Source organism: Streptomyces sp. CC0208, from assembly GCF_003443735.1.
Taxonomy (GTDB): Bacteria; Actinomycetota; Actinomycetes; order Streptomycetales; family Streptomycetaceae; genus Streptomyces; species Streptomyces sviceus.
Window position 1 is genome coordinate 2,055,068 of the sequence record NZ_CP031969.1, and the last position, 22,923, is coordinate 2,077,990.

Here is a 22,923-nt window from a genome sequence, read left to right on the forward strand (position 1 = left end):
CGATCGTTCGTTTAGTTTTAGGGTCGGGACATGGGCACCGACTTCACGGGAGTTCGGATGGATGTCGTCGCGCTGGACCGGATCGCCGTACAGGAGGCCGCGCGGGTGGTGGAGCTGGCCCGGGGCGGGGACGACGGGGACTGGGCCCGGGACACCCCCTGTGCGGGGTGGGACCTGCGGCGGCTGGTGGCGCACATGACCGCGCAGCACCACGGGTTCGCGGCCGCGGCACGGGGCGCGGGCGGCGAGCAGGCGTCCTGGCGGGAAGAGGAGGAGGTGGGCGAGCCCGCCCGGGCGCATCGCGCTGCCGCGGACGCGGTGCTCTCGGCGTTTGCCGAACCGGGCGTGACGGAAAGGGAGTTCGTGCTGCCGGAGCTGGGCGGAGGGTTCGCGGGCCGTACGGCGATCGGCTTTCACTTCGTCGACTACGTCGTGCACGCGTGGGACGTGGCGGCCGCGCTCGGGGTGCCGCTCCAGCTCACGGACGAGGTGCTCGTCGCGGCACTGGCCGTGGCCCGGCGCGTTCCCACGGATCCGGCCGGCCGGGGCCCGGGGTTCGCGTTCGCGCCCGCGCTGAGGGTTCCGGAGGGGACCGGACCGCTGGAGGAGACGCTGCGGCTGCTGGGCCGCGAACCGCGGGCGTGGCCCGGGACGGGCGGGTGACGTCACCGGCCCGAACCTCAAATGTTGCTCTGAACGTCCCCCCGGCGCGGTTCGGGCCCGGACGCCGGGGCCATACCTCCGTCACGCCGGGCGGGCGACGACCGGAGCGGATGCGGGAGTGGCCGAGAGGGGACGGACCATGGAGCGACTGGGCACGGGGATCGGATGGCGGCCGGAGATCGCGGACGCCGTGGAGAACATGCCGGGCATCGACTGGGTCGAGGCCGTGGCCGAGAACGTCTGCCCCGGGCACCTGCCCGAGTCGCTGCGGCGGCTGCGCGAGCGCGGTGTGACCGTCGTGCCGCACGGCGTCTCGCTCGGCCTCGGCGGGGCGGACCGGCCCGACGCCGGGCGGCTCCTGGCGCTCGCCGAGCGGGCCGAGGCACTGGGCTCGCCGCTGGTCACCGAGCACATCGCGTTCGTCCGGGCGGGCGGCCCGCTGACCGCCTCCCCGCGCCTGGAGGCGGGGCATCTGCTGCCCGTCCCGCGCACCCGGGACGCCCTGGATGTCCTCTGCGAGAACATCCGCATCGCGCAGGACGCGCTGCCGGTGCCGCTCGCCGTGGAGAACATCGCCGCACTGATCTCGTGGCCTGGCGAGGAGCTGACCGAGGGGCAGTTCCTGTACGAGCTGGCCGACCGGACGGGGGTACGGCTGCTGATCGACGTGGCCAACCTGCACACCAACCACGTCAACCGCGGCGAGGACCCGGCCGAGGCACTGGCCGGACTTCCCCTGGAGGCGATCGCGTACGTCCATGTCGCGGGCGGGTTCGAGCGGGACGGGGTGTGGCACGACAGCCACGCCCACCCGGTTCCGCGTCCGGTCCTCGACATCCTCACCGAGCTCGCGTCCCGGGTCTCGCCGCCGGGGGTGCTGCTGGAGCGGGACGAGAACTTCCCCGAACCGGCCGAGCTGGAGAGGGAGTTGGCGGGGATCCGGGAGGCGGTGGAGAAGGGGGGCGGTGCGCGGGCCGACGGCGCGTGGCGCGCTGCCGCGGAGCCGTCGAGCGTCTCGACCGAGTCCGCCCGCCAGCGGGTCGCGCTCGCCCAGACCGCGCTGCTGTCCGCGCTCGTGGCCGGGACGCCGGTGCCGGAGGGGTTCGACCGGGTGCGGCTGGGGGTGCAGGCGCGGGCGCTCGCGGGGAAGCGGGCGGACGTGGTGGCGAAGGTGGCGCCCGAGCTGCCGGTGATCCTCGGGGCGGGGTACCGGCCCGCGTTCCTGGCGTATGCGCAGGGGGCGCCGATGACCGACGGGTATCGGCGGGACGCGCTGGACTTCGCCGAACACCTCCTGCTGGCCGGGGAGCCGGGGGACGCGCGGGTGCGGCGGGAGCTGCGGGAGTGGTGGCTGGAGCGGTCGGGACCGGCACCGAGGTCCCGGAGACCGGGGATCCGGCTGGCCCGGGCCACACGGAGGGCGCTGCTGCGGCGGTGAGGGTACCGGGGGCCCGGGACGGGGGCGGGTGGTACCCGGGACGGGTGCGGGGGCCCGGGACGGGTGCCGGGGGCGGGTGCGGTTGGTGCCCGGGACGGGTGCCGGCGCGGGAGCCCGGGTGCGGGCGCGGGCGCGGATGCCCAGGACGGGCGCCGGCACGGATGCCCGGGCGCGGGCGCGGGCGCGGACGCCCAGGACGGGTGCCGGCGCGGGTGCCCGGGGCCGGGCCGTCGTGGTGGCCGGGCGAACACGGCGGAAAGGGACGTTGACCCGGCAGTAATATGTCAACCCCGCACCTGAGACCCCCTAGCGTGCGGTGCCGCACCAGGAGGCACCATGCGACCGCGACCGCGACCGCCCGTCAAGGGACGAGGCATCTTCACCGGCACCGGCGTCATCATCGCCGGACTGACGGCGACCCTCGTGGCCCTGCTCATCCCGATCTGGTCGTACGCCGACCGCTCCGGCACGGGACTGAGCGTGCTCAACGCCGAGACCGTGGCGACACCGTACGGGCCGCTCTCCGCGCTGGACCGGGAGTTCGTCACCAAGGTGCGCCTCGCGGGGCTGTGGGAGCTGCCCGCGGGTCAGCAGGCGCAGCAGAAGGGCACGACGCAGGCCGTGCGGACGGCGGGACAGCACCTCGTGGAGGGGCACACGTTCCTCGACGCACGCGTGCGTGACGTGGCGGCGAAGCTCGGGCTCGCCCTGCCCAACGAGCCCAATGACCAGCAGAAGCAGTGGCTGGCCACCCTCGACCAGGCCCAGGGCGTCGACTACGACCGCCAGTTCGCGAACATCCTGCGCCTCGCCCACGGCAGGGTGTTCTCCGTCGTCGCCGAGGTCCGCGCGAGCACGCAGAACTCCCTGGTCCGCGCGCTGGCCGACGACGCCAACAGCACCGTGCTGGACCACATCAAGGTCCTGGAGGCCACCGGGTACGTCGACTTCGGCGCCCTGGCCCGGGACATGGCCATGAGCAGCACCCCGCCGATCACCAACTCCCCGGCCCCGCCCGGCCCGACGGCCGACCCAGGCGCGGTCGTCCCGGTCACCCCGTCGCCGTACGCCACGACCTTCACCCTGCCTCCGGCCGCCTCCAGCCCGCCACCGGTGCCCCTGCCGTCGTAGTCCGCTTCCGGACAAACGGAACGTCACACACCGACAACACTCCGTCCGGATCGTGAACAGCCCATGGCGCCGCCAGGAGCCTTTGGCATAGAAACGCGGCATGTTCTGGGTTCTTCTTCTGCTGCTGGCCTGGGCCGCCGCCGGCACCGCGTGTACGCGGCTGTGCCTGGCCGCCGTACACGCGGCGGCCGCGGACGCGGATGCCCGGGGACACGATCTGACGCTCTACGAGGCCGCGTTCCTCTCCGGCGGCCCGCGGCGGGTCGCCGATCTGACGCTCGTCTCCATGGCCCGGCAGCGCCGGCTGCTGCTGGCCCACACCGGCTGGGCGACCGTCGTCGATCCGCGCGGCCGGGACGAGATGGAGCGCACGGTCATCGGGGCCATCGGGCCCGAGGGACAGTCCCGGATCGCTCCGGTGCGGGCGGTCGCGGCCTCGGCGGAGGCGGTGCGCGGCCTCGCCGACCGGCTCGTGGACGCGGGGCTCGCCATGCCCGCCGGCACCCGGTCCGGCATCGCGGCGGCGGTCCGCCAGGTGCGGGTGGCCGCGGTGGCCGTCATAGCGCTGGGCGCGATCGCGCTGCTGACGCCCGCCCCGTCGGAGATGCCGCGGCATCTGGTCGCCCTCTGGTTCGCGCTGCCGCTCGCACTGACCTTGAGCTGTCTGGCCATCGCACGGATGGAGGTCCACCCGTACTCGCGCTGGGCGTCCCCGGCGGGCCAGCGACTCCTGGGCACCCTGACCCGGCGCCCGGCCGGCACGGACGAGCGGACGTATCTCACCTCCGTCGCCGTACGGGGCATCAGCGCGATCGGCGAACCGGACCTGCGCGCGGCCTTCGCCCACCGTGAGCAGCACCATGGCCCGCACCGCGAGGTACGGCGAGGAGAGCGGCCCGGCGGACACGGCGAGGAGCACCGCCGCCCGCACCGGCACGACTGAACCCACCTGGGGGCGCACGGAGGCATTGGGGCCGACACCGGCGAGGCGGTGCTTGCCTTCCCCCGCGGCCGAACCAAACATCCCTTTTGTCGCTGCCGCGCACCGAAGGGACACCGATGAGAGCTCCCGCCCTCTACACGGCCGCCGGAGCCTTGCTCCTGACCACGCTCGCCGCCGCACCGGCCGGGGGCGCCCCGGCCGCCCCGGGTGCGGCCGAGCTGCACGGCACCGCGGTCGCCGCCGCGCGGGCGGGGACGTCCGGCGTCCGCTTCGGCGCCTGCCCGGCGGTCGAGGACCTGCCCGGCGGTGTCCAGTGCGGCACGGTGTCCGTTCCGCTCGACTACGCGCACCCCGACGGCCGGCAGATCGAACTGACCGTCAGCCGGGTGCGGGCCACCCAGAAGGACCCGCACAACAGCAAGCGCCGGGTACCGCGGCAGGGCGCCCTGGTCTACAACCCCGGCGGTCCCGGCGCCTCCGGCATGTACTTCCCGCTGATCGGCGCGCTGCCCGAGTGGAAGGGGCTCGCCGCGGCCTACGACCTGGTCGGCTACGCCCCGCGCGGGGTGGGCCGTTCGGCGCCGCTGTCCTGCACGGACCCGAAGCAGTACTTCAAGGCGCCCACGCAGGCGCCGACGCACCCCTCGGAGTCGTACAAGAAGGAACGCATCGCGCAGGCGAAGGCGTACGCGCGCGGATGCGCGCGGCGGGCGGGCGCGGCTCTCCCGTACTACAGCTCCCTGAACAACGCCCGGGACCTGGACGTCCTGAGGGCCGCGCTGGGCGAGCAGCGGCTGACGTTCATGGGGGCGTCGTACGGGACCTACTTCGGCGCGCTGTACGCGACGCTCTTCCCCTCGCATGTACGGCGGATGGTGTTCGACGCGGCCGTGAACCCGGCCCCGGAGCAGGTCTGGTACCGCAACAACCTGGACCAGTCGGCCGCGTTCGAGGAGCGCTGGGCGGACTTCCGGGAATGGGTGGCCCGGCACGACGACGTGTACGGGCTAGGAACCACGTCCGAGGAGGTGCTGCGCAGCTACGAGAAGGCGGCTGCGCGGCTGGCCGCCGAGCCGGCCGGCGGGAAGGTCGGGCCGGGGCAGCTTCAGGGGGCGTTCCTGTCGGCGGGCTACTACGACGACTTCTGGCCGCATCGGGCGCAGGCCCTGTCGGCGTATCTCAAGGGCGATCCGAAGCCGCTGATCCAGCAGGCGGCGCCGCATCAGGAGGCGGCGAAGGAGGCGGAGAACTCGGACGCGGTCTACACCGCCGTCGAGTGCAGCGACGCGCCCTGGCCGACGGACTGGAAGGTCTGGGACCGGGACAACACACGGCTGGCGCGGGTGGCGCCGTTCGAGACGTGGGACAACGCGTGGATGAACCTGCCCTGCGCCTACTGGCCCACGGCCCGGCAGGAGCCCCTGGACGTGCGGACCGGGCCCGGTGAGCTGCCCGCGACGCTGATCCTCGCCGCCGAGAGGGACGCGGCGGCTCCGTACGACGGCGCCCTGCAGCTGCACCGGCGGCTGTCCGGATCGGTGCTGGTGACCGAGCGGGACGCGGGCACCCACGGCATCGCGGGCGGCCCGAACCCCTGCGTCAACGGATACCTGGACGCCTACCTGCTGGAGGGCAGCCTCCCGGTGCGGCGCGCCGCATGCGCCCCGCACCCCGAGCCGGAGCCGAAGCCGACGGCCGGCGCCCGGAAGGCGACCGGCAAGCCGACGCGCTGATCAGGCGAGACCCGCCACGAGGTCGCCGAGGTCCTTGCGGCGGCCCGTGTAGAACGGGACCTCCTCGCGGACGTGCATGCGGGCCTCCGAGGCGCGCAGGTGGCGCATGAGGTCGACGATGCGGTACAGCTCGTCGGCCTCGAACGCCAGGATCCACTCGTAGTCGCCGAGGGAGAAGGAGGCGACCGTGTTGGCGCGGACGTCCGGGTAGCCGCGGGCCATCTTGCCGTGGTCGGCGAGCATGCGGCGACGGTCCTCGTCGGGCAGGAGGTACCAGTCGTACGACCGCACGAACGGGTAGACGCTGACGTAGTCCCGGGGGTTCTCGTCGGCCAGGAACGCCGGGATGTGCGAGCGGTTGAACTCGGCGGGGCGGTGCAGCGCCATGTTCGACCAGACCGGCTCCAGGGCGCGGCCCAGCTTCGTGCGGCGGAAGAGGTTGTACGCCTCCTGGAGCTGGTCGCTGGTCTCCGCGTGCCACCAGATCATGACGTCGGCGTCGGCGCGCAGGCCGGACACGTCGTAGGTGCCGCGGATCGTGACGTCCTTGGCGGCGAGCTGGTCGAACAGCTCCTGGACCTCGTCGGCGTAGCCGGTGCGGTCCTCGGGCAGCACGTCCTTCAGCCTGAAGACGGACCAGAGCGTGTAACGGATGACCTCGTTGAGGTCCTTGGCCAGCTTGCCCTTGTTCGGGACCCTGCCGGACTCGGGGGTGGGGGCGTCGTTGCTCATGGCCTCTATTCTCCCGCTCCGCCGTGCAGACTCTGCACCGGGTTGGCGGTGAGCTCCCGCACCGCGGTCAGGTCGCCCTGGATCTGGTCCACGGCCGCGTGGGCACTCGCGATGCAGGCCGGGATGCCGACGCCGTCGTACTGCGCGCCGCACACCGCGAGGCCGGGGAGCTTGGCGACGTGCTCACGGATGCGGGCCACGCGCGTGTGGTGGCCGACGGGGTACTGGGGCAGGCCGTCGGTCCAGCGGGTGACCCGGGTCTCGAGGGGGGCGGCGTCCAGCCCGGTCGCCTCGCGCAGGTCGTGACGGGAGACGTCCACCAGGGCGGTGTCGTCGCGCTCCAGGATCTCCGTCTCGCCGAAGCGGCCGACGGAGGTGCGCAGGACCACCAGCTCCGGGTTCTCCTCGGCGATCCAGCCCCACTTCTGGGAGGCGAAGGTCGAGGCCTTGATGGTGCGGCCGTCCACCGGCGGGACGAGGAAGCCGCTGCCTGCCGGAAGGTCCGTGTCGGAGCGGCGGTAGGCGAGGGTGACCAGGGCCATGGAGGCGTACTCCACGGTGTCGAGCTCGGTGGCGGCCTCGGGGGCCTCGGCGCGCAGCAGGCCGGCGGCGGCCGGGGCGGGGACGGCGACGATCACGGCGTCGGCGTGCAGGACGCGGTCTGCGGTGACGACCTTCCAGCCGCCGGAGGGTTCGCGGCGCAGCTCGCTCACCGGGGCGCCGGTGACGATCTCGCCACCCCGCGCGCGGACCGCGTCGGCGACGGCGAGCGGGAGGGTGCCCACACCGCCCTCGAGGCCCATGAACACGGGCCCGGTCTGCTGGTTGGCCACCATCCTGGCCTGGATCTCGCGGACGCCCTCCGTGAGCGAGGTGTGGGTCCTCGCGACCTGGAAGAGCTGCGGGACCGCCGAGCGCATCGAGATGCGGTACGCGTCGCCCGCGTAGACCCCGCCCAGCAGGGGCTCGATGAGGCGGTCCACGACCTCGCGGCCCAGGCGCGCCGCCACGTACTCCCCCACCGCCACGTCGTCGCCGACCTCCGTGCGGGGCAGCTCGGCGTCCTGCTCGATGCGGGCGAGGCCCTCCTCGGACAGCACTCCGGCCAGGGCCTCGGCGGTGCCGGGGACGCCCATGACGTGCCCCTTGGGCATGGGGCGCAGGGCGCCGCGGGTCCAGATCGAGGCGGTCGCGGTGGCCGGCGGCCGGAGGCGCTCGTCGAGGCCCACCTCGCGCGCCAGGGCCACCGCCTCCGGCCTGCGGGCCAGCATCGACTCGGCGCCGAAGTCCACGCGCGCGCCCGCGATCTCGCCGGGCAGCAGCTTGCCGCCGACACGGTCCGACGCCTCCAGCACGGTGACGCGGGCGCCGCGCCGCGTCAGCCGGTGGGCCGCGGCCAGTCCCGCGATGCCGGCTCCGATGACGACGACCTGTGATCCGCTCATGGACCCAGCCTCTCAGACCCCACTGACAGTCCACCGGCGGCCCGGTGTCCTTCACGAGTCCTGACCGTGACCGCATCGGAACCACCGCAGTCCAACGTCCGCGCCCCCTCGGGCGTCGAAGGAGCGTCAGTTGTTCACGACCCTCGGGGGGACGCCCGCATGCGCACATCACGATCACGACGTTCCGTACGGCCGTCACAGGCCCTGGCCGGCCTCCTGCTCGCCGCGGGCCTCGCCCTGACCGGGTGCAGCGTAGGCGCCGACAGCAGCAGCGACGGCGGCAGCGCCCTGTCCGACCACAAGGCGGCACAGAGTCAGGCGGAGGGCGCGGCCGGTGCCGAGGCCGGCACGGGCGGCAAGCAGGCAACGACCGCGCCCCAGCCCGCCGCGAACCACATCATCCGCACCGCCACGCTGACCGTGCAGGTCAAGAACGTGCCGAAGGCCCTCGCCGCGGCCCGCACCACCACCGAGAACGCGGGCGGGTTCGTCGGCAAGGAGTCCACCTCCCGGGACGAGGAGGGCCGGGAGCAGACGGAGGTGGTGCTGCGGGTGCCCGTCGAGAAGTACGACGAGGTCCTCTCCGACCTGGAGGGGGCGGGCAAACTCCTGGAGCGCACCGCGAACGCGCAGGACGTCACCGACCAGGTCGTCGACGTGCAGAGCCGGATCGCGACGCAACGCGCGAGCGTGGCGCGGATCCGGGAGCTGATGGACAAGGCGACCAAGCTGAGCGACGTGGTGACCCTGGAGGGTGAGCTGAGCACCCGTCAGGCCGACCTGGAGTCGCTGCTGGCCCGCCAGGCGTCCCTGAAGGACCGCACGAGCCTGGCCACCATCACGCTGTCCCTGTCCGAGTCGCCGGTCGTCAAGGCCGAGAAGGACGACGACCCCGGCGTCGTCGACGCGCTGGCGGGCGGCTGGGACGCGTTCGTGACCATGCTGCGCTGGATCGTGGTGGCGCTGGCCGCGGTGCTGCCGTTCCTGGCCGGGATCGCGCTGCTCGTGCTGGTGTGGCTGCGGCTCGTCCGGCCCCGGCTGCCGCGCCGGCCGGCGCCCGCGGGTGCCTCGACCGCACTGGGCCCGCTGCCCATGGCCCGTCCCGTCCCGGACCCGGAACGTGAGCAGGAGCGGGGCGAGCGGGAGTGAAATGCCCCGCCCTCGTAGCGTGTTCGCATGAACATGAGCCGTACGCGGGACACGAGGGAACGTCTGGTCGTGATCGGCGGCGACGCCGCGGGGATGTCCGCGGCGTCGCAGGCCCGTCGGATGAGGGACCCCGACGAGCTGGAGATCGTGGCGTTCGAGCGGGGCCACTTCACCTCCTACTCGGCGTGCGGCATCCCGTACTGGGTGGGCGGGGACGTCGCCGGGCCGGACCAGTTGATCGCCCGTACGCCCGAGGAGCACCGGGAGCGCGGCATCGACCTGCGCATGCGCACCGAGGTCACGGAGATCGACGTCGAACGGCAGCGGGTACGCGCGCGTGACCTCGATTCGGGGGCCGAGTCCTGGACGTCGTACGACAAACTCGTGATCGCGACCGGCGCCCGCCCGATCCGCCCGGACATGCCGGGCGCCGACGCCCCCGGTGTGCACGGGGTGCAGACCCTCGACGACGGCCAGGCGCTGATCGACACGCTGGCACACACGCGTGGCCGCAGGGCGGTGGTGGTGGGCGCCGGGTACATCGGCGTGGAGATGGCCGAAGCGCTGATCAACCGTGACTACGAGGTGACGGTCCTCAACCGGGGCAGTGAGCCCATGTCGACGCTCGACCCGGACATGGGCCGCCTGGTGCACGAGGCCATGGAGGGCCTGGGCATCACCATGGTCAACGACACCGAGGTGACCAAGGTGCTCACCGGCGACGACGGCCGGGTCCGCGCGGTGGCCACGCAGGACGCGGAGTATCCGGCGGACGTGGTGGTGCTCGGTATCGGGGTACGCCCCGAGACGACCCTCGCGAAGGCGGCCGGCCTGCCCCTGGGCGAGCACGGCGGCCTGCTGACGGACCTCGCGATGCGGGTGCGCGGCCACGAGAACATCTGGGCGGGCGGTGACTGCGTGGAGGTCCTCGACCTGGTGTCGGGGCAGGAGCGGCACATCGCGCTCGGCACCCACGCCAACAAGCACGGGCAGGTCATCGGCACGGGCGTCGGCGGCGGCTACGCCACCTTCCCCGGGGTCGTCGGCACGGCCGTCAGCAAGGTCTGCGACCTGGAGATCGCCCGCACCGGGCTGCGCGAGAAGGACGCGCGCCGGGTGGGCCTGCAGTTCGTGTCGGTCACGATCGAGTCCACCAGCCGGGCCGGCTACTACTCGGGCGCCTCCCCCATGACGGTGAAGATGCTCGCCGAGCGCCGCACGGGGCGGCTGCTCGGCGTGCAGATCGTCGGACGAGAGGGCGCGGGCAAACGGGTCGACATCGCCGCGGTGGCCCTGACGGCGGGGATGACGGTGGAGCGGATGACGGCCCTGGACCTGGGGTACGCGCCGCCGTTCAGCCCGGTGTGGGACCCGGTGCTGGTGGCGGCCAGGAAGGCCGTCGCGAAGGTGCGGGGCTCCTGAGGGCCAGGCCTGTCCGGCGGATCAGGCCCGCTGCGAGAGACGGCGCGGAGCCACGGCAACGCCGCTGGGGGCACCCCCTCCGGGGGAGCGTGTGCCAGACCCCGCGGCATCGGCATGATCCGCCGGGCAGGCCCTACGCCGTTCCGTTGATCCGCTCGATGGCCTGGCGGGCCTGGTCGGCGGGCGGGCGGGGCGGCAGCGCCGAGACGGAGGCGCTGGTGCTGGCGGGCATCGCGGTGGGCTGCTCACCGGCCGGCTTCGCGTGCGCCGCGGGCCGGGTGGACCGGAGACGGTTGCTCACCGCCTCGTCGAGCGTCACCGGCCGCTGCATCTGGGACGCCAGCCGCCCGGCCTCCTGACCGAGCCTGGCCACGTCCTCCCACGGCAGTCGCACCACCAGGGAGAGTTCGGCCTCACCGTCGGGAAGAGCGTGCATCGGCGGAGTAATACGGTCGTTCATCGCTGTTCCTCACGTCGTCCCCGCGGCCCGCCTTCCCCGTGCCGCGGGCGGTTGAGGAGACATACGCACGCGTGGGTGCGGGTGTTCACCGGGACCCCACCGATTCGCCGGGCCCATCGCGGGCAGTACTTCCTTGTGGTCATCCCCGTCCATGACGTGAACCCCGTGCGCCGCACCCCCGTGGTGACGTATGCGCTCATCGCCGCGAACGTCCTCGTGTTCCTGTACACGCCCGGCCTGGCCGGCTCCGTGGCGGGCGACAGCAGCGTGTCGCAGCTGTGCCACCTCCAGGCGTTCCTGGACCACTGGGCGGCGATCCCGCAGGAGTTGATCCACCATCAGATGCCGAGGCTCGTCCCCACGGGCGAGGTCGGCACCAGCGCACAGGGCGCGGCGGGGTGTGTGGTGGCCCCGCCGGACTACGACAAGTCCCCCGCCCTGTCGGTCCTGACGGCGATGTTCCTGCACGGCGGCTGGCTGCACCTGCTGGGCAACATGCTGTTCCTGCTGATCTTCGGCAACAACGTCGAGGACCGCATGGGGCATGTGCGCTTCTCGCTGTTCTACGTCGTCTGCGGCTACGCGGCGTCGTACGGCTTCGCGCTGCTCAACGACGACTCGGGCGACCCGCTGATCGGCGCCTCGGGGGCCATCGCCGGTGTCCTGGGCGCCTATCTGGTGCTGTATCCGAAGGCCAGGGTGTGGGTCCTGGTGCCCTTCCTGGTGTTCCTGCCGCTCAGACTGCCGGCCTGGCTGGTGCTGGGCTTCTGGTTCGTGCTCCAGGCGTTCTACTCGTCAGGGGAGGGCGTCTCCGCGGCGGGCACGGTGGCGTACGCGGCGCACGTCGTCGGCTTCCTCGCCGGGATGCTGCTCGCCTGGCCGCTGAAGCCGGGCACTCCCCCGCCGCCGGAACCACGCGGCCTGCTCTTCGGCAGGAAGGCGCGGCCCCGGCACACGTGGTGACTCAGCGGGCGGTGTGCGTGTGGACGTACTCGACGAGGCGGGTCAGCGCGTCCGGGTCGGTGGACGGCATGACGCCGTGACCGAGGTTGAAGACGTGGCCCTCCAGGCCCTCGGCGGAGTCCAGGACCTCGCGGGTCTTGGCCTCGACGGCCTCCGTGGAGGCGAACAGGACCGTCGGGTCGAGGTTGCCCTGGAGCGCCTTGCCGGGGCCGACGCGGCGGGCGGCCTCGTCGAGCGGGACACGCCAGTCGACGCCGACGACGTCCGCGCCGGCCTCGCCCATGAGCTGCAGCAGCTCACCGGTGCCGACGCCGAAGTGGATGCGGGGGACGCCGTATCCCTCGACCGCCTTGAAGACCTTCGCGGAGGCGGGCAGCACCGAGCGGCGGTAGTCGGCGGGGGCGAGGGCGCCGGCCCAGGAGTCGAAGAGCTGGACGGCGGAGGCGCCGGCCTCGATCTGGACCTTCAGGAAGGCGGCGGTGATCTCGGCGAGGCGGTCGAGGAGGTCGGCCCACAGCTCGGGGTCGCCGTACATCATCGACTTGGCGTTCTCGTACGTGCGGGACGGGCCGCCCTCGACGAGGTAACTCGCGAGGGTGAAAGGCGCGCCCGCGAATCCGATGAGGGGGGTCGGGCCGAGCTCCCGGGTCAGCAGGCCGATGGCCTCGGTGACGTAGGAGACGTCCTCGGGGGTGAGGTCGCGCAGCTGGGCCAGGTCGGCGCGGGTGCGGATCGGGTGCTCGACGACCGGGCCGACGCCGGGCTTGATGTCGAGGTCGATGCCGATGGCCTTGAGCGGGACGACGATGTCGCTGTAGTAGATCGCCGCGTCCACGTTGTGGCGGCGCACCGGCTGAAGCGTGATCTCGGCGACCAGTTCGGGCCGCGCGCAGGACTCGAGCATCGGGATGCCCTCGCGCACCTTGCGGTACTCGGGCAGCGAGCGCCCGGCCTGGCGCATGAACCACACGGGGGTGTGCGGCACGGGTTCGCGCCGGCAGGCCTTGAGGAAGGCGGATTCGTACGTGGCCGGCGGCGGCGTTTGGTGTGCACTCACGTCGGAAAGTCTCGCACGGTGCGATGAGTGCCCGATGCGCGGTGTCTGTGTGGGCATGGAGCCGAGTCAGGGTGTCTAGGCCCGCACCAGGCCCCCGTTCCCCTTAACCTTCCCGCATGGCTGCGGCACAGGGACGACTGTCGGACGACTCGGGCGGAATGGACGACGCGAAGGGGAGTGACCGGGATGGGAGCGGTGCGGCTCCGCCGGCCTTCCAGGCCGCGGTTCAAGCCCTGCGCGGCAGTCGGCTGCGGCCGCAGATCGAGATCGAGCCGACCCGGGCGCCCCAGCGGCTCGCCCCGCACGCGTACGCGTTGGAGGCGACCGTCGTCGACGGCGACCAGGACCTCGCCGACGGGCGGCTCGTGCTGCTGCACGACCCGGACGGCCACGACGCCTGGCGGGGCACCTTCCGGCTGGTGACGCTGGTGCGCGCGGAGCTGGAGCCGGAAATGGCCGCCGACCCGCTGCTGCCCGAGGTCTGCTGGTCGTGGCTGACCGGCGCGCTCTCGGCGCGCGGGCTGTCGTACGGCGAACCGAGCGGCACCGTCACGCGCGCGAGCTCGCACTACTTCGGCGGTCTGTCCGAGCGCCCCGCGGCCTCGCAGATCGAGATCCGGGCCTCCTGGACGCCCCGTGAGGGCCTGGGCGGGGTGCCGGACACGGCGGGCCACCTGATGTCCTGGTGCGACCTGTTGGCCCAGGTCGCGGGCCTGCCGCCGGCCGGGCCGGGTGACGCGTCGGTGGTGACGTTGCCACAGCGACGGGACCCGCAAGCCCGCTGACCCTCCGCCTGACCAGCCGTAGCGGCCACCCACATGGAGCATCAATTTGTCGATACGGCCACTTTCAGTCAGGAGTGAGTCATCGAACGAACCGATATGTTCACCGAACGATCGACCGTACGTCCGAATTGCACTAATTGTTACTCACTAGATCGTGATCATTCTCTAAAGGACGCCGGGTTCGGTGCCGAAGACGTCTGTGACCTTCCAAGCCGTCCCGCACCCCAGGAGGCCCGGTGTCCGTTCTCCTCGAGCAGCCCGCAAGCCTGGTCGCCTACCGCCCGAACAAGCCCACCGCCATGGTGGTCGTGGCCGACCCGCGCGTCCGATCCACCGTCACCCGTCACCTCTGGGCGCTCGGTGTGCGCGATGTCATTGAAGCCTCGTCCGTGGCGGAGGCCCGTCCCCGTATCGGCAGTCCCAGAGACATCTGCGTCGCCGACGTCCATCTCCCCGACGGCTCCGGCCTCACCCTGCTGTCGGAAACCCGCGCCGCGGGCTGGCCCAACGGGCTCGCCCTCTCCGCGGCCGACGACATCGGCGCCGTACGCAACGCCCTCGCGGGCGGAGTCAAGGGCTATGTCGTCACCGGCACCCGGACCAACCTCGGGCTCCCCACCCGACCGGGAGCCGCCCCCATCGGCGCCGCCGCCGCCCGTATGCACCGCCGCCCCCCGGGTGCCCCGAGCCACCCGGGCGGCTACCGCGAGCTCTCCGGCCGTGAGGTCGAGGTGCTGCGGCTGGTGGCCGAAGGGCAGTCCAACAAGGCGATCGGCGTCTCGATGGGCCTGTCCGCACTGACCGTCAAGAGCCACCTCGCCCGGATCGCCCGCAAGCTCGGCACGGGAGACCGTGCCGGGATGGTGGCGGTGGCTCTCCGTACCGGCATCATCCACTGAGGCTCCGTCCGAGCCTCCCCGTTCACGGACGTGAACCAGAGCTTTCACCGAGCTGACTGGTTTACGACCCCCAGGCGCCTGCCGACGGAACGTTCCGTCGGCAGGCGCTGTCCATACACAGATACCCTTGACATGTGACCGACGCCCAAGAGACCGCAGCAGACGTTTCACTGCGAACCACCGGAGGCGGCCCTCCGGACGATGGCGAATCTTCTGCCGCGGAGGCTCCGATCCCGCTGCTGGAGCCGCGCGAGGGCATTCCGCCCGTGATCGCCGACGAGGACGCGCTCGCCGAGGTGATCGCCGCGTTCGCCGCGGGCTCCGGCCCCGTCGCCGTCGACGCCGAGCGGGCGTCCGGCTACCGCTACGGACAGCGCGCGTATCTCGTGCAGCTGCGCCGCGCGGGCGCGGGGACCGCGCTGATCGACCCCGTGGCCTGTCCCGATCTCTCGGGTCTCGGCGAGGCGCTCTCCGGGGCCGAGTGGGTGCTGCACGCCGCCACGCAGGATCTTCCGTGTCTGCGCGAGATAGGCATGATCCCCTCGCGCCTCTTCGACACCGAGCTGGCCGGGCGGATCGCCGGGTTCCCCCGGGTCGGGCTCGGCGCGATGGTCGAGGGAGTGCTCGGCTTCGTCCTGGAGAAGGGGCACTCGGCCGTCGACTGGTCGACCCGTCCGCTGCCCGAGCCGTGGCTGCGCTACGCCGCCCTCGACGTGGAGCTCCTCGTCGACCTGCGGGACGCGTTGGAGAAGGAGCTCGACCGGCAGGGAAAGCTGGAGTGGGCGCTTCAGGAGTTCGACGCGATCGCCTCCGCCCCGCCGGCCGAACCGCGCAAGGATCCCTGGCGCCGGACCTCCGGAATGCACAAGGTACGGCGGCGGCGGCAGCTGGCCGTCGTGCGCGAGCTGTGGGAGGCGCGGGACCGGATCGCCCGGCGGCGGGACGTGTCACCGGGCAAGGTGCTGTCCGACACGGCGATCGTCGAGGCCGCGCTGGCCCTGCCGGTCAACGTGCACGCGCTGGCCGCGCTGAACGGGTTCGGGCATCGGACGGGACGGCGGCAGCTGGAGCAGTGGCAGGCGGCCGTCGACCGGGCCAGAGCCCTGCCCGAGGCGCAGCTGCCGCAGCCCGGGCAGTCGGTGACGGGACCTCCGCCGCCGCGCGCCTGGGCCGACAAGGATCCTGCGGCGGCCGCGCGGTTGTCCGCCGCGCGGGCCGCGGTGTCCGCGCTGGCCGAGACGCTGAACATGCCTCAGGAGAACCTGATCACTCCGGACACCGTCCGGCGGGTCTGCTGGGAGCCGCCGGCCGAGGTCAGTGCGGAGTCGGTGGGAGCGGCGTTGGCTGGTTACGGGGCTCGGCCCTGGCAGGTCGAGCAGGTGACTCCGGTGTTGGTGGCCGCGCTGTCCGCCTAGCCGTCGCGGGTGGTTCTCGGGAGGGGAGTCATCTGGTCGCGCCCCTCATGAAGCCGTTGTAGATGAAGCGCTGCAACGACAGGAAGACGATGAGCGTGGGCAGGATCACCAGGACCGCTCCTGCCGAGATCACCTCCCAGTGGGCCGCGTACGGGCCCTTGAAGCGGAAAAGCGACGTCGAGATCACGCCAAGATCTTCCGAGGGCATGTAGAGGAACGGGATGTAGAAGTCGTTGTAGACCGTGATGCCCTTCACGATCACCACGGTCGCCGTCGCAGGCTTCAGCAGCGGGAAAATGATCTTCCGGTAGATCGTGAAGGCGTTGGCGCCGTCCAGGCGGGCCGATTCGTCCAGGGAGATCGGGATCGAGCGGACGAACTGCAGGAAGATGTAGATCGAGACGATGTCCGTGCCCATGTAGAGGACGATCGGCGCCCACAGCGAGTCGAACATGCCGAGGCTGTTGACGATCTGGAACGTGGCCACCTGGGTGGTGACGCCGGGGACCAGGGCGGCCGTCAGGAAGAGCGCCACCACCAGCTTCTTGAAGCGGAAGGTGAAGCGGTCGATGGCGTAGGCCGTCATCGACCCGATGAGGACCGTGCCGCCGACCGAGACCAGCAGGATGATCCCCGTGTTGGTGAAGGCGGAGAGCATCCCGCCGTCCTGGAAGGCCGCCACGTAGTTGTGGAAGTTCAGCGGGTCGTCCGGGAGGTCGAGGGCCCCGCTCGTGTTCGCCATCTCCTTCTCCGACTTGAGGGAGGTGAGCAGGACGACGACGAGCGGGAGCAGGACGACCACCGTCGCGGCGAGCAGTGACAGGTGGACCAGGGCGCGGGTGAGCGTACGGCGGGTCATACGAGGTCCACCTTGTCGTCGGGGACCAGGCGCCGCTGCACCCAGGTCACCAGCAGGATGATCAGCAGGAGGACGACGGCGGCGGCCGAGGCCAGGCCCGTCTTGTTGAACCGGAAGGCCAGGTTGACCGTCTGGATCACGAAGGTCTCGGTGCCGGTCGCGCCGCCGGTCATGATGTACGGGATCTCGAAGACCGAGAGCGAGCCGGAGATCGAGAGGATCACCGTCAGCGTCAGGACCGGTTTGATGCCCGGCGCGATGATGTAGCGGAACTGGTGCCAGCGGCCCGCGCCGTCCAGCTCCGCGGCCTCGTACAGCTCCCCCGGGATCGACTGGATCGCGCCCAGGAAGAGGACGAAGTTCAGGCCCAGGTAGCGCCAGACGGAGACGCCGGCCAGCGAGGTGTTCGCGGAGGCGGGGGTGCCGAGCCAGGCGTGGTCGGTGTGGACCCCGAACAGGCTCAGCACCGAGTCGAGGGTGCCGCCGTCCTGGAAGAAGTAGAGGAACACGAACCCGATCGCGACCCCGTTGATCAGGTACGGGAAGAAGAGCACGCCCTTGAAGAAGTTCCGGAAGCGGACGTTGAAGCTCAGGACCGTCGCGAAGTAGAGCGCGAGGACGATCTGGACCGCGGAGGCGGCGAGGTAGTAGCCGCTGACCCAGAAGACCTCGAAGAGATCCGGGCGGGTGAAGACCTCCTGGTAGTTCTCCGTGCCCGTGTAGTGCAGGACGGGGCTGACGCCGTCCCAGTCGGTGAAGCTGTACGCGAGCATGTTGACGATCGGCGCGTAGGTGAAGGTGATCAGCAGCGCGAGCGGGGCGACCAGGAACAGCCACGGGGTGACGCCCCGCCGGAGCCGGGTCCGGCGCGTGGCGGGGGCCGGGGCGGGGGCGGCCGGGATCACCTCCACGGCCGCCTTCTGTGTCGTGTCCGTCATCAGGACCCCAGGTTCTTCTGGGCGTCCGTCCAGCGCTTGCTGAGGTCGCCGAGGAAGCTGTCGAGGCTGCCCTTGCGGGCTCCGCGGGCGAGGTCGACGAGGTTCTGGCGGTACTCGGGGGCGTAGATGCCCACCTCCGAGTCGCTGTCGAGCTGCTTGACCCGGGCGCCCTTGGAGTCGTCGACCTCGATGAGCTTCACGCCCCGCTCCTCGTACGGCTTGAGGACCTCGGGCATGGAGGCGTTCTTCAGCGGCGAGATGGCCAGGTTGTCCCGCCCGTACGTGGACTTGTCGGTGAACCAGTCGATCCAGGCGCGGGCGGCCTCCTTGTGCTTCGAGTGGACGTTGACGGCCTGGTTGTAGTCCGGCGCCACCGTCGCGCAGAACTTCCCGTCCGTCTGGGACGGGAAGGGCATGAAGCCGATGTCGTCGGGGTTCACCCCGGCCTTCTCGGCGGCGTCCCGGAACTGCACGATCGCCCAGGTGCCGAGCCACTGGGTGGCGATCTCGCCCTTGGCGGTACGGGGCTTGGACTCCTCCCAGTTGCTGGTCGTGGGGTCCTTCTCGACCAGGCCCGCCTTCACGATGTCGTGGAGCAGGGTGTCGCCGACGCGCAGGTCGGCGCCCTTCGCCCACGGGTCGCCGTCGGCGAGCTCGGTGGTGGCCTGCGGATCGCAGTGGACGGCGCCGTCGACATACGTCCACGAGGTGAGCGTCCAGCCGGCCGCGAAGTTGGTGTAGTACGGGATCGCGTCGGTCTTCGCCTTGATGGCCTTGAGGTCCTGGATGAACTCGGCCGGGGTGGTGGGCCATTCGGTGACCCCGGCCTCCTTCCAGATCCGCTTGTTGTAGACGAACCCGGGGGCCACGCCGATCGGGCTCTGTCCGTAGACCTTGCCGTCGACGGTGGTGTAGTCGGTGAAGCGGTACTTCTTGCCGCGCTCGGCCGCGGTGCCCAGCGAGGCGAAGAACCTCGGGTAGTCGGCCTTCTTGATGACCGCGGGGATCAGCAGGACGTCACCGTAGTTCTCGGTGTTCATCCGGATCTTGACCTCGGCCTCGTAGTTGGTGAGGGCCTCGAACTCGACCTTGACCTTGGGGTACGTCTTGTTGAACTCGGCGGCGTACTTCTTCATCGTGCCGTCCTGCACGAGGTCGGTGCGGACGGTGAGGACCTTGATGGTTCCGGTGACCTTCGACGGGTCGTCAGGAGCCTTGGCGTCGGCGCCCTTCGAGGATCCTCCGGTGCCGGTGCAACCCGGCAGCAGCAGGGCGGCACTCACGACCACGGCCAGGGACAGGACAGTACGGCGGTTCATGTGCATCAGCTCCGTTCACGGGACGGACGAGCACGAGCGGGTTGGCTGGTTCGGTACTCTGACAACGTTTTCTTAACCGGTAAAGTCCCTATCCCGCCAACGATGGCAGCGCTGTCGGAAAGTGTCCGCAGCGCTGAACTTGATCGGTTTAGGGAGTGCGTAGATGCTTCAGGCCACACCGCTCACCGAGGGATGGATCCTGCGGCACGAGGGGGGCGCGCTGCCGGCCGTGGTGCCGGGCTGTGTGCACACCGACCTGCTGGCGGCGGAGGTGATCCCGGATCCGTTTCTCGGGCGCAACGAGAGCGAGGTCGCGTGGGTGGGGCGGCGGGAGTGGACCTACGAGAGGGACCTCGCGCCCGTGAACGGGCATGAGCAGACCGACCTCGTCCTCGACGGTCTGGACACCGTGGCCGAGGTCCTGCTCGACGGCCAACTCCTGGGCCGGACACGGAACATGCACCGCTCGTACCGCTTCGACGTGACCGGCATGTCCGGGCGGCTCGCGGTGCGGTTCGTCTCCGCGTACGCCGAGGCCGAGGCGGTGCGCGGGAAGCTGGGCGAGCGTCCCGCCGCGTACGCCGAGCCGTACCAGTACCTCCGCAAGATGGCCTGCTCGTTCGGCTGGGACTGGGGGCCCACATTGGTGACGGCCGGGATCTGGCGGCCGGTCCGTCTGGAGCAATGGTCGACGGCCCGGATCGCCCGGGTGCGGCCGCTGGTGACCGTCGAACAGGGCGCGGGCGTCGTCGAGTTGGCGGTCGAGGTGGAGCGGGCCAGAGTCGAGGCGCCGCTGTCGGTGGAGGCTTCCGTGGGCGGGGTGCGGGCGCGCGCCGCGATCGACGGGACGACGGGGACCGTACGGTTGGAGGTGCCCGACGCACGACTGTGGTGGCCACGAGGGTACGGCGAACAGCCGCTGTACGAGGTGGAGTTGACGCTGCTGCACGAGGGCCGCCCGCTCGATGTGTGGCGGCGCCGGGTGGGCTTTCGGACCGTCGAGCTGGACCGGTCGGCCGATGAGCACGGCACCGGGTTCACGTTCGTCCTGAACGGCGAGCGGCTCTTCGCGCGCGGCGTGAACTGGATCCCGGACGACGTGTTCCCCTCCCGGATCACGCGTGAGCGGTACCGGGAGCGGCTCGGCCAGGCGGCCGACGCGGGCGTCGACCTCGTGCGGATCTGGGGCGGGGGGATCTACGAGAGCGAGGACTTCTACGACGTCTGCGACGAGTTGGGGCTGCTGGTGTGGCAGGACTTCCCGTTCGCGTGCGCGGCCTATCCGGAGGAACAGCCGCTCAGGGGTGAGGTGGAGGCGGAGGCCCGGGAGAACGTGGTACGGCTGATGCCGCATCCCTCGCTCGTGCTGTGGAACGGCAACAACGAGAACCTGTGGGGCTTTCGGGACTGGGGCTGGGAGGTGCGGCTCGCCGGGGACTCCTGGGGCGAGGGGTACTACCTGGGTGTACTGCCGCGGGTGGTGGCGGAGTTGGACCCCACGCGTCCGTACACGGCGGGCAGCCCCTGGTCCGGTTCGTGGGAGCACCACCCGAACGACCCGGCGCACGGGACGCACCACTCGTGGGAGGTGTGGAACCGTCTCGACTACGCCGGGTATCGCGACGACGTCCCGCGGTTCGTCGCCGAGTTCGGCTGGCAGGCACCGCCCGCGTACGCCACGCTCGCGCGTGCGCTGCCCGGGGAAGAGCTCGCCGCGGACTCCCCCGGTGTGCTGCACCACCAGAAGGCGGACGACGGGAACGGGAAGCTCCGGCGGGGCCTGGAACGCCATTTCCCTTTTCCCGAGGGGGACTTCGACCGCTGGCACTACCTCACGCAGGTCAACCAGGCGCGGGCCGTGGCCGCCGGGATCGAGCACTGGCGGTCGCACTGGCCGGTGTGCGCGGGCACGGTGGTGTGGCAGCTCAACGACTGCTGGCCGGTCACGAGTTGGGCGGCGGTGGACGGCGACGGCCGGGAGAAGCCGCTCTATCACGAGCTGCGGCGCCTGTACGCGGACCGGTTGCTGACGGTTCAGGAGCGGGAGGGCGGGCTGGTGCTGGCGGCGGTCAACCAGGCGGGCGATCCATGGGCGGGGGTGCTGCGGCTGCGGCGGATGTCGGTGGAGGGGGTGCTGATCGGCGAAGGCGAAGTGGGGTTCGCCGCCGAGAGGCGTGCGGTGGCCCGCGTCGACGTGCCGAGGGAGCTGGAGCCGCTCGGACCGAAGGAGTTCCTCGTCGTGGACGCCGACGGGCTGCGGGCCCTGCACTTTCCCTGCCCCGACCGTGACATCCCCTACCCCCGGCCCGAGTTCGACGTGTCCGTGGCGCCGGGTTCGGTCACGGTTGCGGCTCGTACCCTCGTACGGGATCTGCTGCTCCAGGCGGACCGGCTGGATCCGGGGGCGCGGGCCGACCGGGGGCTGGTGACGTTGTTGCCCGGGGAGCGGGTGACCATCGGGGTGCGGGGCTGGGAGACTCCTGACGCGGATGCCGCCCGGTCCGCCCTGTACTGCCTGGAGCCCAGCCGATGACAGCCCAGCCGGCCCCGCGCGTCACCATCAAGGACGTCGCCGCGCGCGCCGGGGTGTCCAAGGGGGCCGTGTCGCTCGCCTTCAACCACAAGCCGGGGCTGTCGGAGGCGACCCGGGACCGGATCTTCCGGGCCGCGCGGGAGCTGGGCTGGGCGCCGAACCTGACGGCACGGACGCTGGCGGGGTCGAGGGTGGACGTCGTCGGGCTCGCGATCTGCCGGCCGGCCCGGCTGCTGGGGCTGGAACCCTTCTACATGGAGTTCGTGTCGGGCGTGGAGAGCGTGCTGATCGAGCGGAACTGCGCGCTGCTCCTGCGGCTCGTGCGGAACGTGGAGGAGGAGGTCGGCCTCCAGGAGTCGTGGTGGCGGGGACGGCAGGTCGGGGGGTCGATCCTGGTCGACTTCCGGGCCGAGGACCCGCGCGTCGCGGCGGCCGAACGGCTGGGGATGCCGGTGGTGGCCGTAGGGCATCCGTCGTTCACCGGCGGCCTCACCTCCGTGTGGACCGACGACGCCACCGCCGTGACGGAGGCCGTGCGGTATCTGGCGGCGCTGGGACACCGGCGGATCGCCCGGGTGGGGGGCGCGGCGGCGCTCGGGCACACGGCGACGCGGACGGCCGCGTTCGACGACGCGGCGCGGGGGCTCGGGCTCGCGGGGGCCTGGCAGGTGACCACCGACTACTCGGGAGAGGCCGGAGGGCGGGCCACCCGGTCCCTGCTGACCGCCCCGCCCAGCGACCGGCCGACCGCGATCGTCTACGACAACGACATCATGGCGGTGGCCGGGCTGGCGGTCGCGGCGGAGATGGGGCTGCACGTCCCGCGTGACGTCTCGCTGCTCGCCTGGGACGACTCCCAGCTGTGCCGGCTCACCCATCCCACGCTCTCCGCGATGAGCCATGACGTGCACGGATTCGGCGCGGAAGCGGCCCGTACGCTGTTCGGGGTGATCACCGGGGAGGGGCCGGGATCGCACCCCGTGCCCACTCCGGTGCTGACACCGAGGGGTTCCACGGCACCTCCCGGGGTGTGACCTTC

General features: G+C 71.9%; 20 protein-coding genes. 13 read left to right on the forward strand and 7 right to left on the reverse strand.

Features of this window, described 5'->3' with window-relative positions; translation table 11 throughout:
• Positions 1-30: 30 nt before the first annotated feature.
• The 5 genes from D1369_RS09310 (at position 31) to D1369_RS09330 (ending at position 5,908) form a co-directional block, all read left to right on the forward strand.
• The gene (locus D1369_RS09310; protein WP_237557683.1) at positions 31-663 is read left to right on the forward strand and encodes a TIGR03086 family metal-binding protein; all 633 of its coding nucleotides are present in this window, start codon (positions 31-33) and stop codon (positions 661-663) included.
• 139 nt (positions 664-802) lie between these two features.
• A complete protein-coding gene (locus D1369_RS09315; RefSeq protein ID WP_118082401.1) occupies positions 803-2,101 on the forward strand; it encodes a DUF692 domain-containing protein in 1,299 nt (432 codons plus the stop codon).
• A 336-nt stretch (positions 2,102-2,437) separates the two neighbouring features.
• The gene (locus D1369_RS09320) at positions 2,438-3,232 is read left to right on the forward strand and encodes a DUF4142 domain-containing protein (RefSeq protein ID WP_007385411.1); all 795 of its coding nucleotides are present in this window, start codon (positions 2,438-2,440) and stop codon (positions 3,230-3,232) included.
• Positions 3,233-3,332: 100 nt separating this feature from the next.
• Complete coding sequence (locus D1369_RS09325; protein ID WP_118082402.1) at positions 3,333-4,175, forward strand: TIGR04222 domain-containing membrane protein; 843 nt, start codon at positions 3,333-3,335, stop codon at positions 4,173-4,175.
• Positions 4,176-4,291: 116 nt separating this feature from the next.
• Positions 4,292-5,908 carry an alpha/beta hydrolase gene (locus D1369_RS09330; RefSeq protein ID WP_118082403.1) on the forward strand — a complete coding sequence of 539 codons (1,617 nt, stop codon included), beginning with the start codon at positions 4,292-4,294 and terminating at the stop codon, positions 5,906-5,908.
• On the opposite strand, the gene hemQ is transcribed toward D1369_RS09330, so the two are convergent.
• Positions 5,909-6,640, reverse strand: coding sequence for a hydrogen peroxide-dependent heme synthase (gene hemQ, locus D1369_RS09335; RefSeq protein ID WP_007385408.1), 732 nt, complete (start codon positions 6,638-6,640; stop codon positions 5,909-5,911). It abuts the gene before it with no gap.
• Positions 6,641-6,645: 5 nt separating this feature from the next.
• A complete protein-coding gene (gene hemG, locus D1369_RS09340) occupies positions 6,646-8,085 on the reverse strand; it encodes a protoporphyrinogen oxidase (RefSeq protein ID WP_118082404.1) in 1,440 nt (479 codons plus the stop codon).
• 159 nt (positions 8,086-8,244) lie between these two features.
• On the opposite strand from hemG, the gene D1369_RS09345 reads away from it, so the two are divergent.
• Both D1369_RS09345 and D1369_RS09350 read left to right on the forward strand, forming a co-directional pair.
• Positions 8,245-9,234: a DUF4349 domain-containing protein gene (locus D1369_RS09345; protein WP_007385406.1), complete on the forward strand. Its 990-nt coding sequence runs from the start codon at positions 8,245-8,247 to the stop codon at positions 9,232-9,234.
• A 27-nt stretch (positions 9,235-9,261) separates the two neighbouring features.
• Positions 9,262-10,656 (forward strand): FAD-dependent oxidoreductase, encoded by a 1,395-nt coding sequence (locus tag D1369_RS09350; protein ID WP_007385405.1) that lies wholly within the window; start codon positions 9,262-9,264, stop codon positions 10,654-10,656.
• Between the two features lie 133 nt (positions 10,657-10,789).
• Here the strand turns inward: D1369_RS09350 and D1369_RS09355 are convergent, their stop codons facing one another.
• Complete coding sequence (locus D1369_RS09355; RefSeq protein WP_007385404.1) at positions 10,790-11,116, reverse strand: hypothetical protein; 327 nt, start codon at positions 11,114-11,116, stop codon at positions 10,790-10,792.
• A gap of 135 nt (positions 11,117-11,251) precedes the next feature.
• Between D1369_RS09355 and D1369_RS09360 the strand changes: the two genes are divergently transcribed.
• Positions 11,252-12,079 (forward strand): rhomboid family intramembrane serine protease, encoded by an 828-nt coding sequence (locus D1369_RS09360; protein WP_037903765.1) that lies wholly within the window; start codon positions 11,252-11,254, stop codon positions 12,077-12,079.
• A 1-nt stretch (position 12,080) separates the two neighbouring features.
• Here D1369_RS09360 and hemE read toward each other — a convergent pair whose 3' ends face one another.
• Positions 12,081-13,136, reverse strand: coding sequence for a uroporphyrinogen decarboxylase (gene hemE / locus D1369_RS09365; protein ID WP_007385402.1), 1,056 nt, complete (start codon positions 13,134-13,136; stop codon positions 12,081-12,083).
• A 116-nt stretch (positions 13,137-13,252) separates the two neighbouring features.
• Between hemE and D1369_RS09370 the strand changes: the two genes are divergently transcribed.
• From D1369_RS09370 to D1369_RS09380, 3 genes are all read left to right on the forward strand, one after another.
• A complete protein-coding gene (locus D1369_RS09370; RefSeq protein WP_007385401.1) occupies positions 13,253-13,921 on the forward strand; it encodes a DUF3000 domain-containing protein in 669 nt (222 codons plus the stop codon).
• 236 nt (positions 13,922-14,157) lie between these two features.
• A complete protein-coding gene (locus D1369_RS09375; RefSeq protein ID WP_007385400.1) occupies positions 14,158-14,820 on the forward strand; it encodes a response regulator transcription factor in 663 nt (220 codons plus the stop codon).
• A 134-nt stretch (positions 14,821-14,954) separates the two neighbouring features.
• Positions 14,955-16,235 (forward strand): ribonuclease D, encoded by a 1,281-nt coding sequence (locus tag D1369_RS09380; protein WP_118082405.1) that lies wholly within the window; start codon positions 14,955-14,957, stop codon positions 16,233-16,235.
• A gap of 28 nt (positions 16,236-16,263) precedes the next feature.
• Here D1369_RS09380 and D1369_RS09385 read toward each other — a convergent pair whose 3' ends face one another.
• From D1369_RS09385 to D1369_RS09395, 3 genes are read right to left on the reverse strand one after another with little or no spacing between them, the layout of a single operon-like run.
• Entirely contained in the window at positions 16,264-17,094 is an 831-nt protein-coding gene (locus tag D1369_RS09385) for a carbohydrate ABC transporter permease (RefSeq protein ID WP_007385397.1), read from the reverse strand.
• Entirely contained in the window at positions 17,091-18,032 is a 942-nt protein-coding gene (locus tag D1369_RS09390) for a sugar ABC transporter permease (RefSeq protein ID WP_037901698.1), read from the reverse strand. Before D1369_RS09390 ends, D1369_RS09385 begins: the two co-directional genes overlap by 4 nt.
• On the reverse strand, positions 18,032-19,351 hold the full coding sequence (locus D1369_RS09395; RefSeq protein WP_037903761.1) for an ABC transporter substrate-binding protein: 1,320 nt from the start codon (positions 19,349-19,351) through the stop codon (positions 18,032-18,034). The genes D1369_RS09390 and D1369_RS09395 overlap by 1 nt, the downstream gene beginning before the upstream one ends.
• 163 nt (positions 19,352-19,514) lie before the next feature.
• Here D1369_RS09395 and D1369_RS09400 point away from each other — a divergent pair, with 163 nt between their 5' ends.
• A complete protein-coding gene (locus D1369_RS09400; protein WP_007385394.1) occupies positions 19,515-21,884 on the forward strand; it encodes a glycoside hydrolase family 2 protein in 2,370 nt (789 codons plus the stop codon).
• Positions 21,881-22,918, forward strand: coding sequence for a LacI family DNA-binding transcriptional regulator (locus tag D1369_RS09405; RefSeq protein ID WP_007385393.1), 1,038 nt, complete (start codon positions 21,881-21,883; stop codon positions 22,916-22,918). Before D1369_RS09400 ends, D1369_RS09405 begins: the two co-directional genes overlap by 4 nt.
• Positions 22,919-22,923: the final 5 nt, after the last annotated feature.

What these genes read in the sequence shown, in the direction of transcription:
- D1369_RS09390 (WP_037901698.1), bottom strand. Translation starts at nt 18,032, where the DNA reads ATGACGGACACGACACAGAAGGCGGCCGTGGAGGTGATCCCGGCCGCC.
- hemG (WP_118082404.1), bottom strand. Translation starts at nt 8,085, where the DNA reads ATGAGCGGATCACAGGTCGTCGTCATCGGAGCCGGCATCGCGGGACTG.
- D1369_RS09325 (WP_118082402.1), top strand. Translation starts at nt 3,333, where the DNA reads ATGTTCTGGGTTCTTCTTCTGCTGCTGGCCTGGGCCGCCGCCGGCACC.
- D1369_RS09385 (WP_007385397.1), bottom strand. Translation starts at nt 17,094, where the DNA reads ATGACCCGCCGTACGCTCACCCGCGCCCTGGTCCACCTGTCACTGCTC.
- D1369_RS09370 (WP_007385401.1), top strand. Translation starts at nt 13,253, where the DNA reads ATGGCTGCGGCACAGGGACGACTGTCGGACGACTCGGGCGGAATGGAC.
- D1369_RS09345 (WP_007385406.1), top strand. Translation starts at nt 8,245, where the DNA reads ATGCGCACATCACGATCACGACGTTCCGTACGGCCGTCACAGGCCCTG.
- D1369_RS09320 (WP_007385411.1), top strand. Translation starts at nt 2,438, where the DNA reads ATGCGACCGCGACCGCGACCGCCCGTCAAGGGACGAGGCATCTTCACC.
- D1369_RS09405 (WP_007385393.1), top strand. Translation starts at nt 21,881, where the DNA reads ATGACAGCCCAGCCGGCCCCGCGCGTCACCATCAAGGACGTCGCCGCG.
- hemQ (WP_007385408.1), bottom strand. Translation starts at nt 6,640, where the DNA reads ATGAGCAACGACGCCCCCACCCCCGAGTCCGGCAGGGTCCCGAACAAG.
- D1369_RS09315 (WP_118082401.1), top strand. Translation starts at nt 803, where the DNA reads ATGGAGCGACTGGGCACGGGGATCGGATGGCGGCCGGAGATCGCGGAC.
- D1369_RS09355 (WP_007385404.1), bottom strand. Translation starts at nt 11,116, where the DNA reads ATGAACGACCGTATTACTCCGCCGATGCACGCTCTTCCCGACGGTGAG.
- D1369_RS09330 (WP_118082403.1), top strand. Translation starts at nt 4,292, where the DNA reads ATGAGAGCTCCCGCCCTCTACACGGCCGCCGGAGCCTTGCTCCTGACC.
- D1369_RS09310 (WP_237557683.1), top strand. Translation starts at nt 31, where the DNA reads ATGGGCACCGACTTCACGGGAGTTCGGATGGATGTCGTCGCGCTGGAC.
- D1369_RS09395 (WP_037903761.1), bottom strand. Translation starts at nt 19,351, where the DNA reads ATGAACCGCCGTACTGTCCTGTCCCTGGCCGTGGTCGTGAGTGCCGCC.
- D1369_RS09400 (WP_007385394.1), top strand. Translation starts at nt 19,515, where the DNA reads ATGCTTCAGGCCACACCGCTCACCGAGGGATGGATCCTGCGGCACGAG.
- D1369_RS09350 (WP_007385405.1), top strand. Translation starts at nt 9,262, where the DNA reads ATGAACATGAGCCGTACGCGGGACACGAGGGAACGTCTGGTCGTGATC.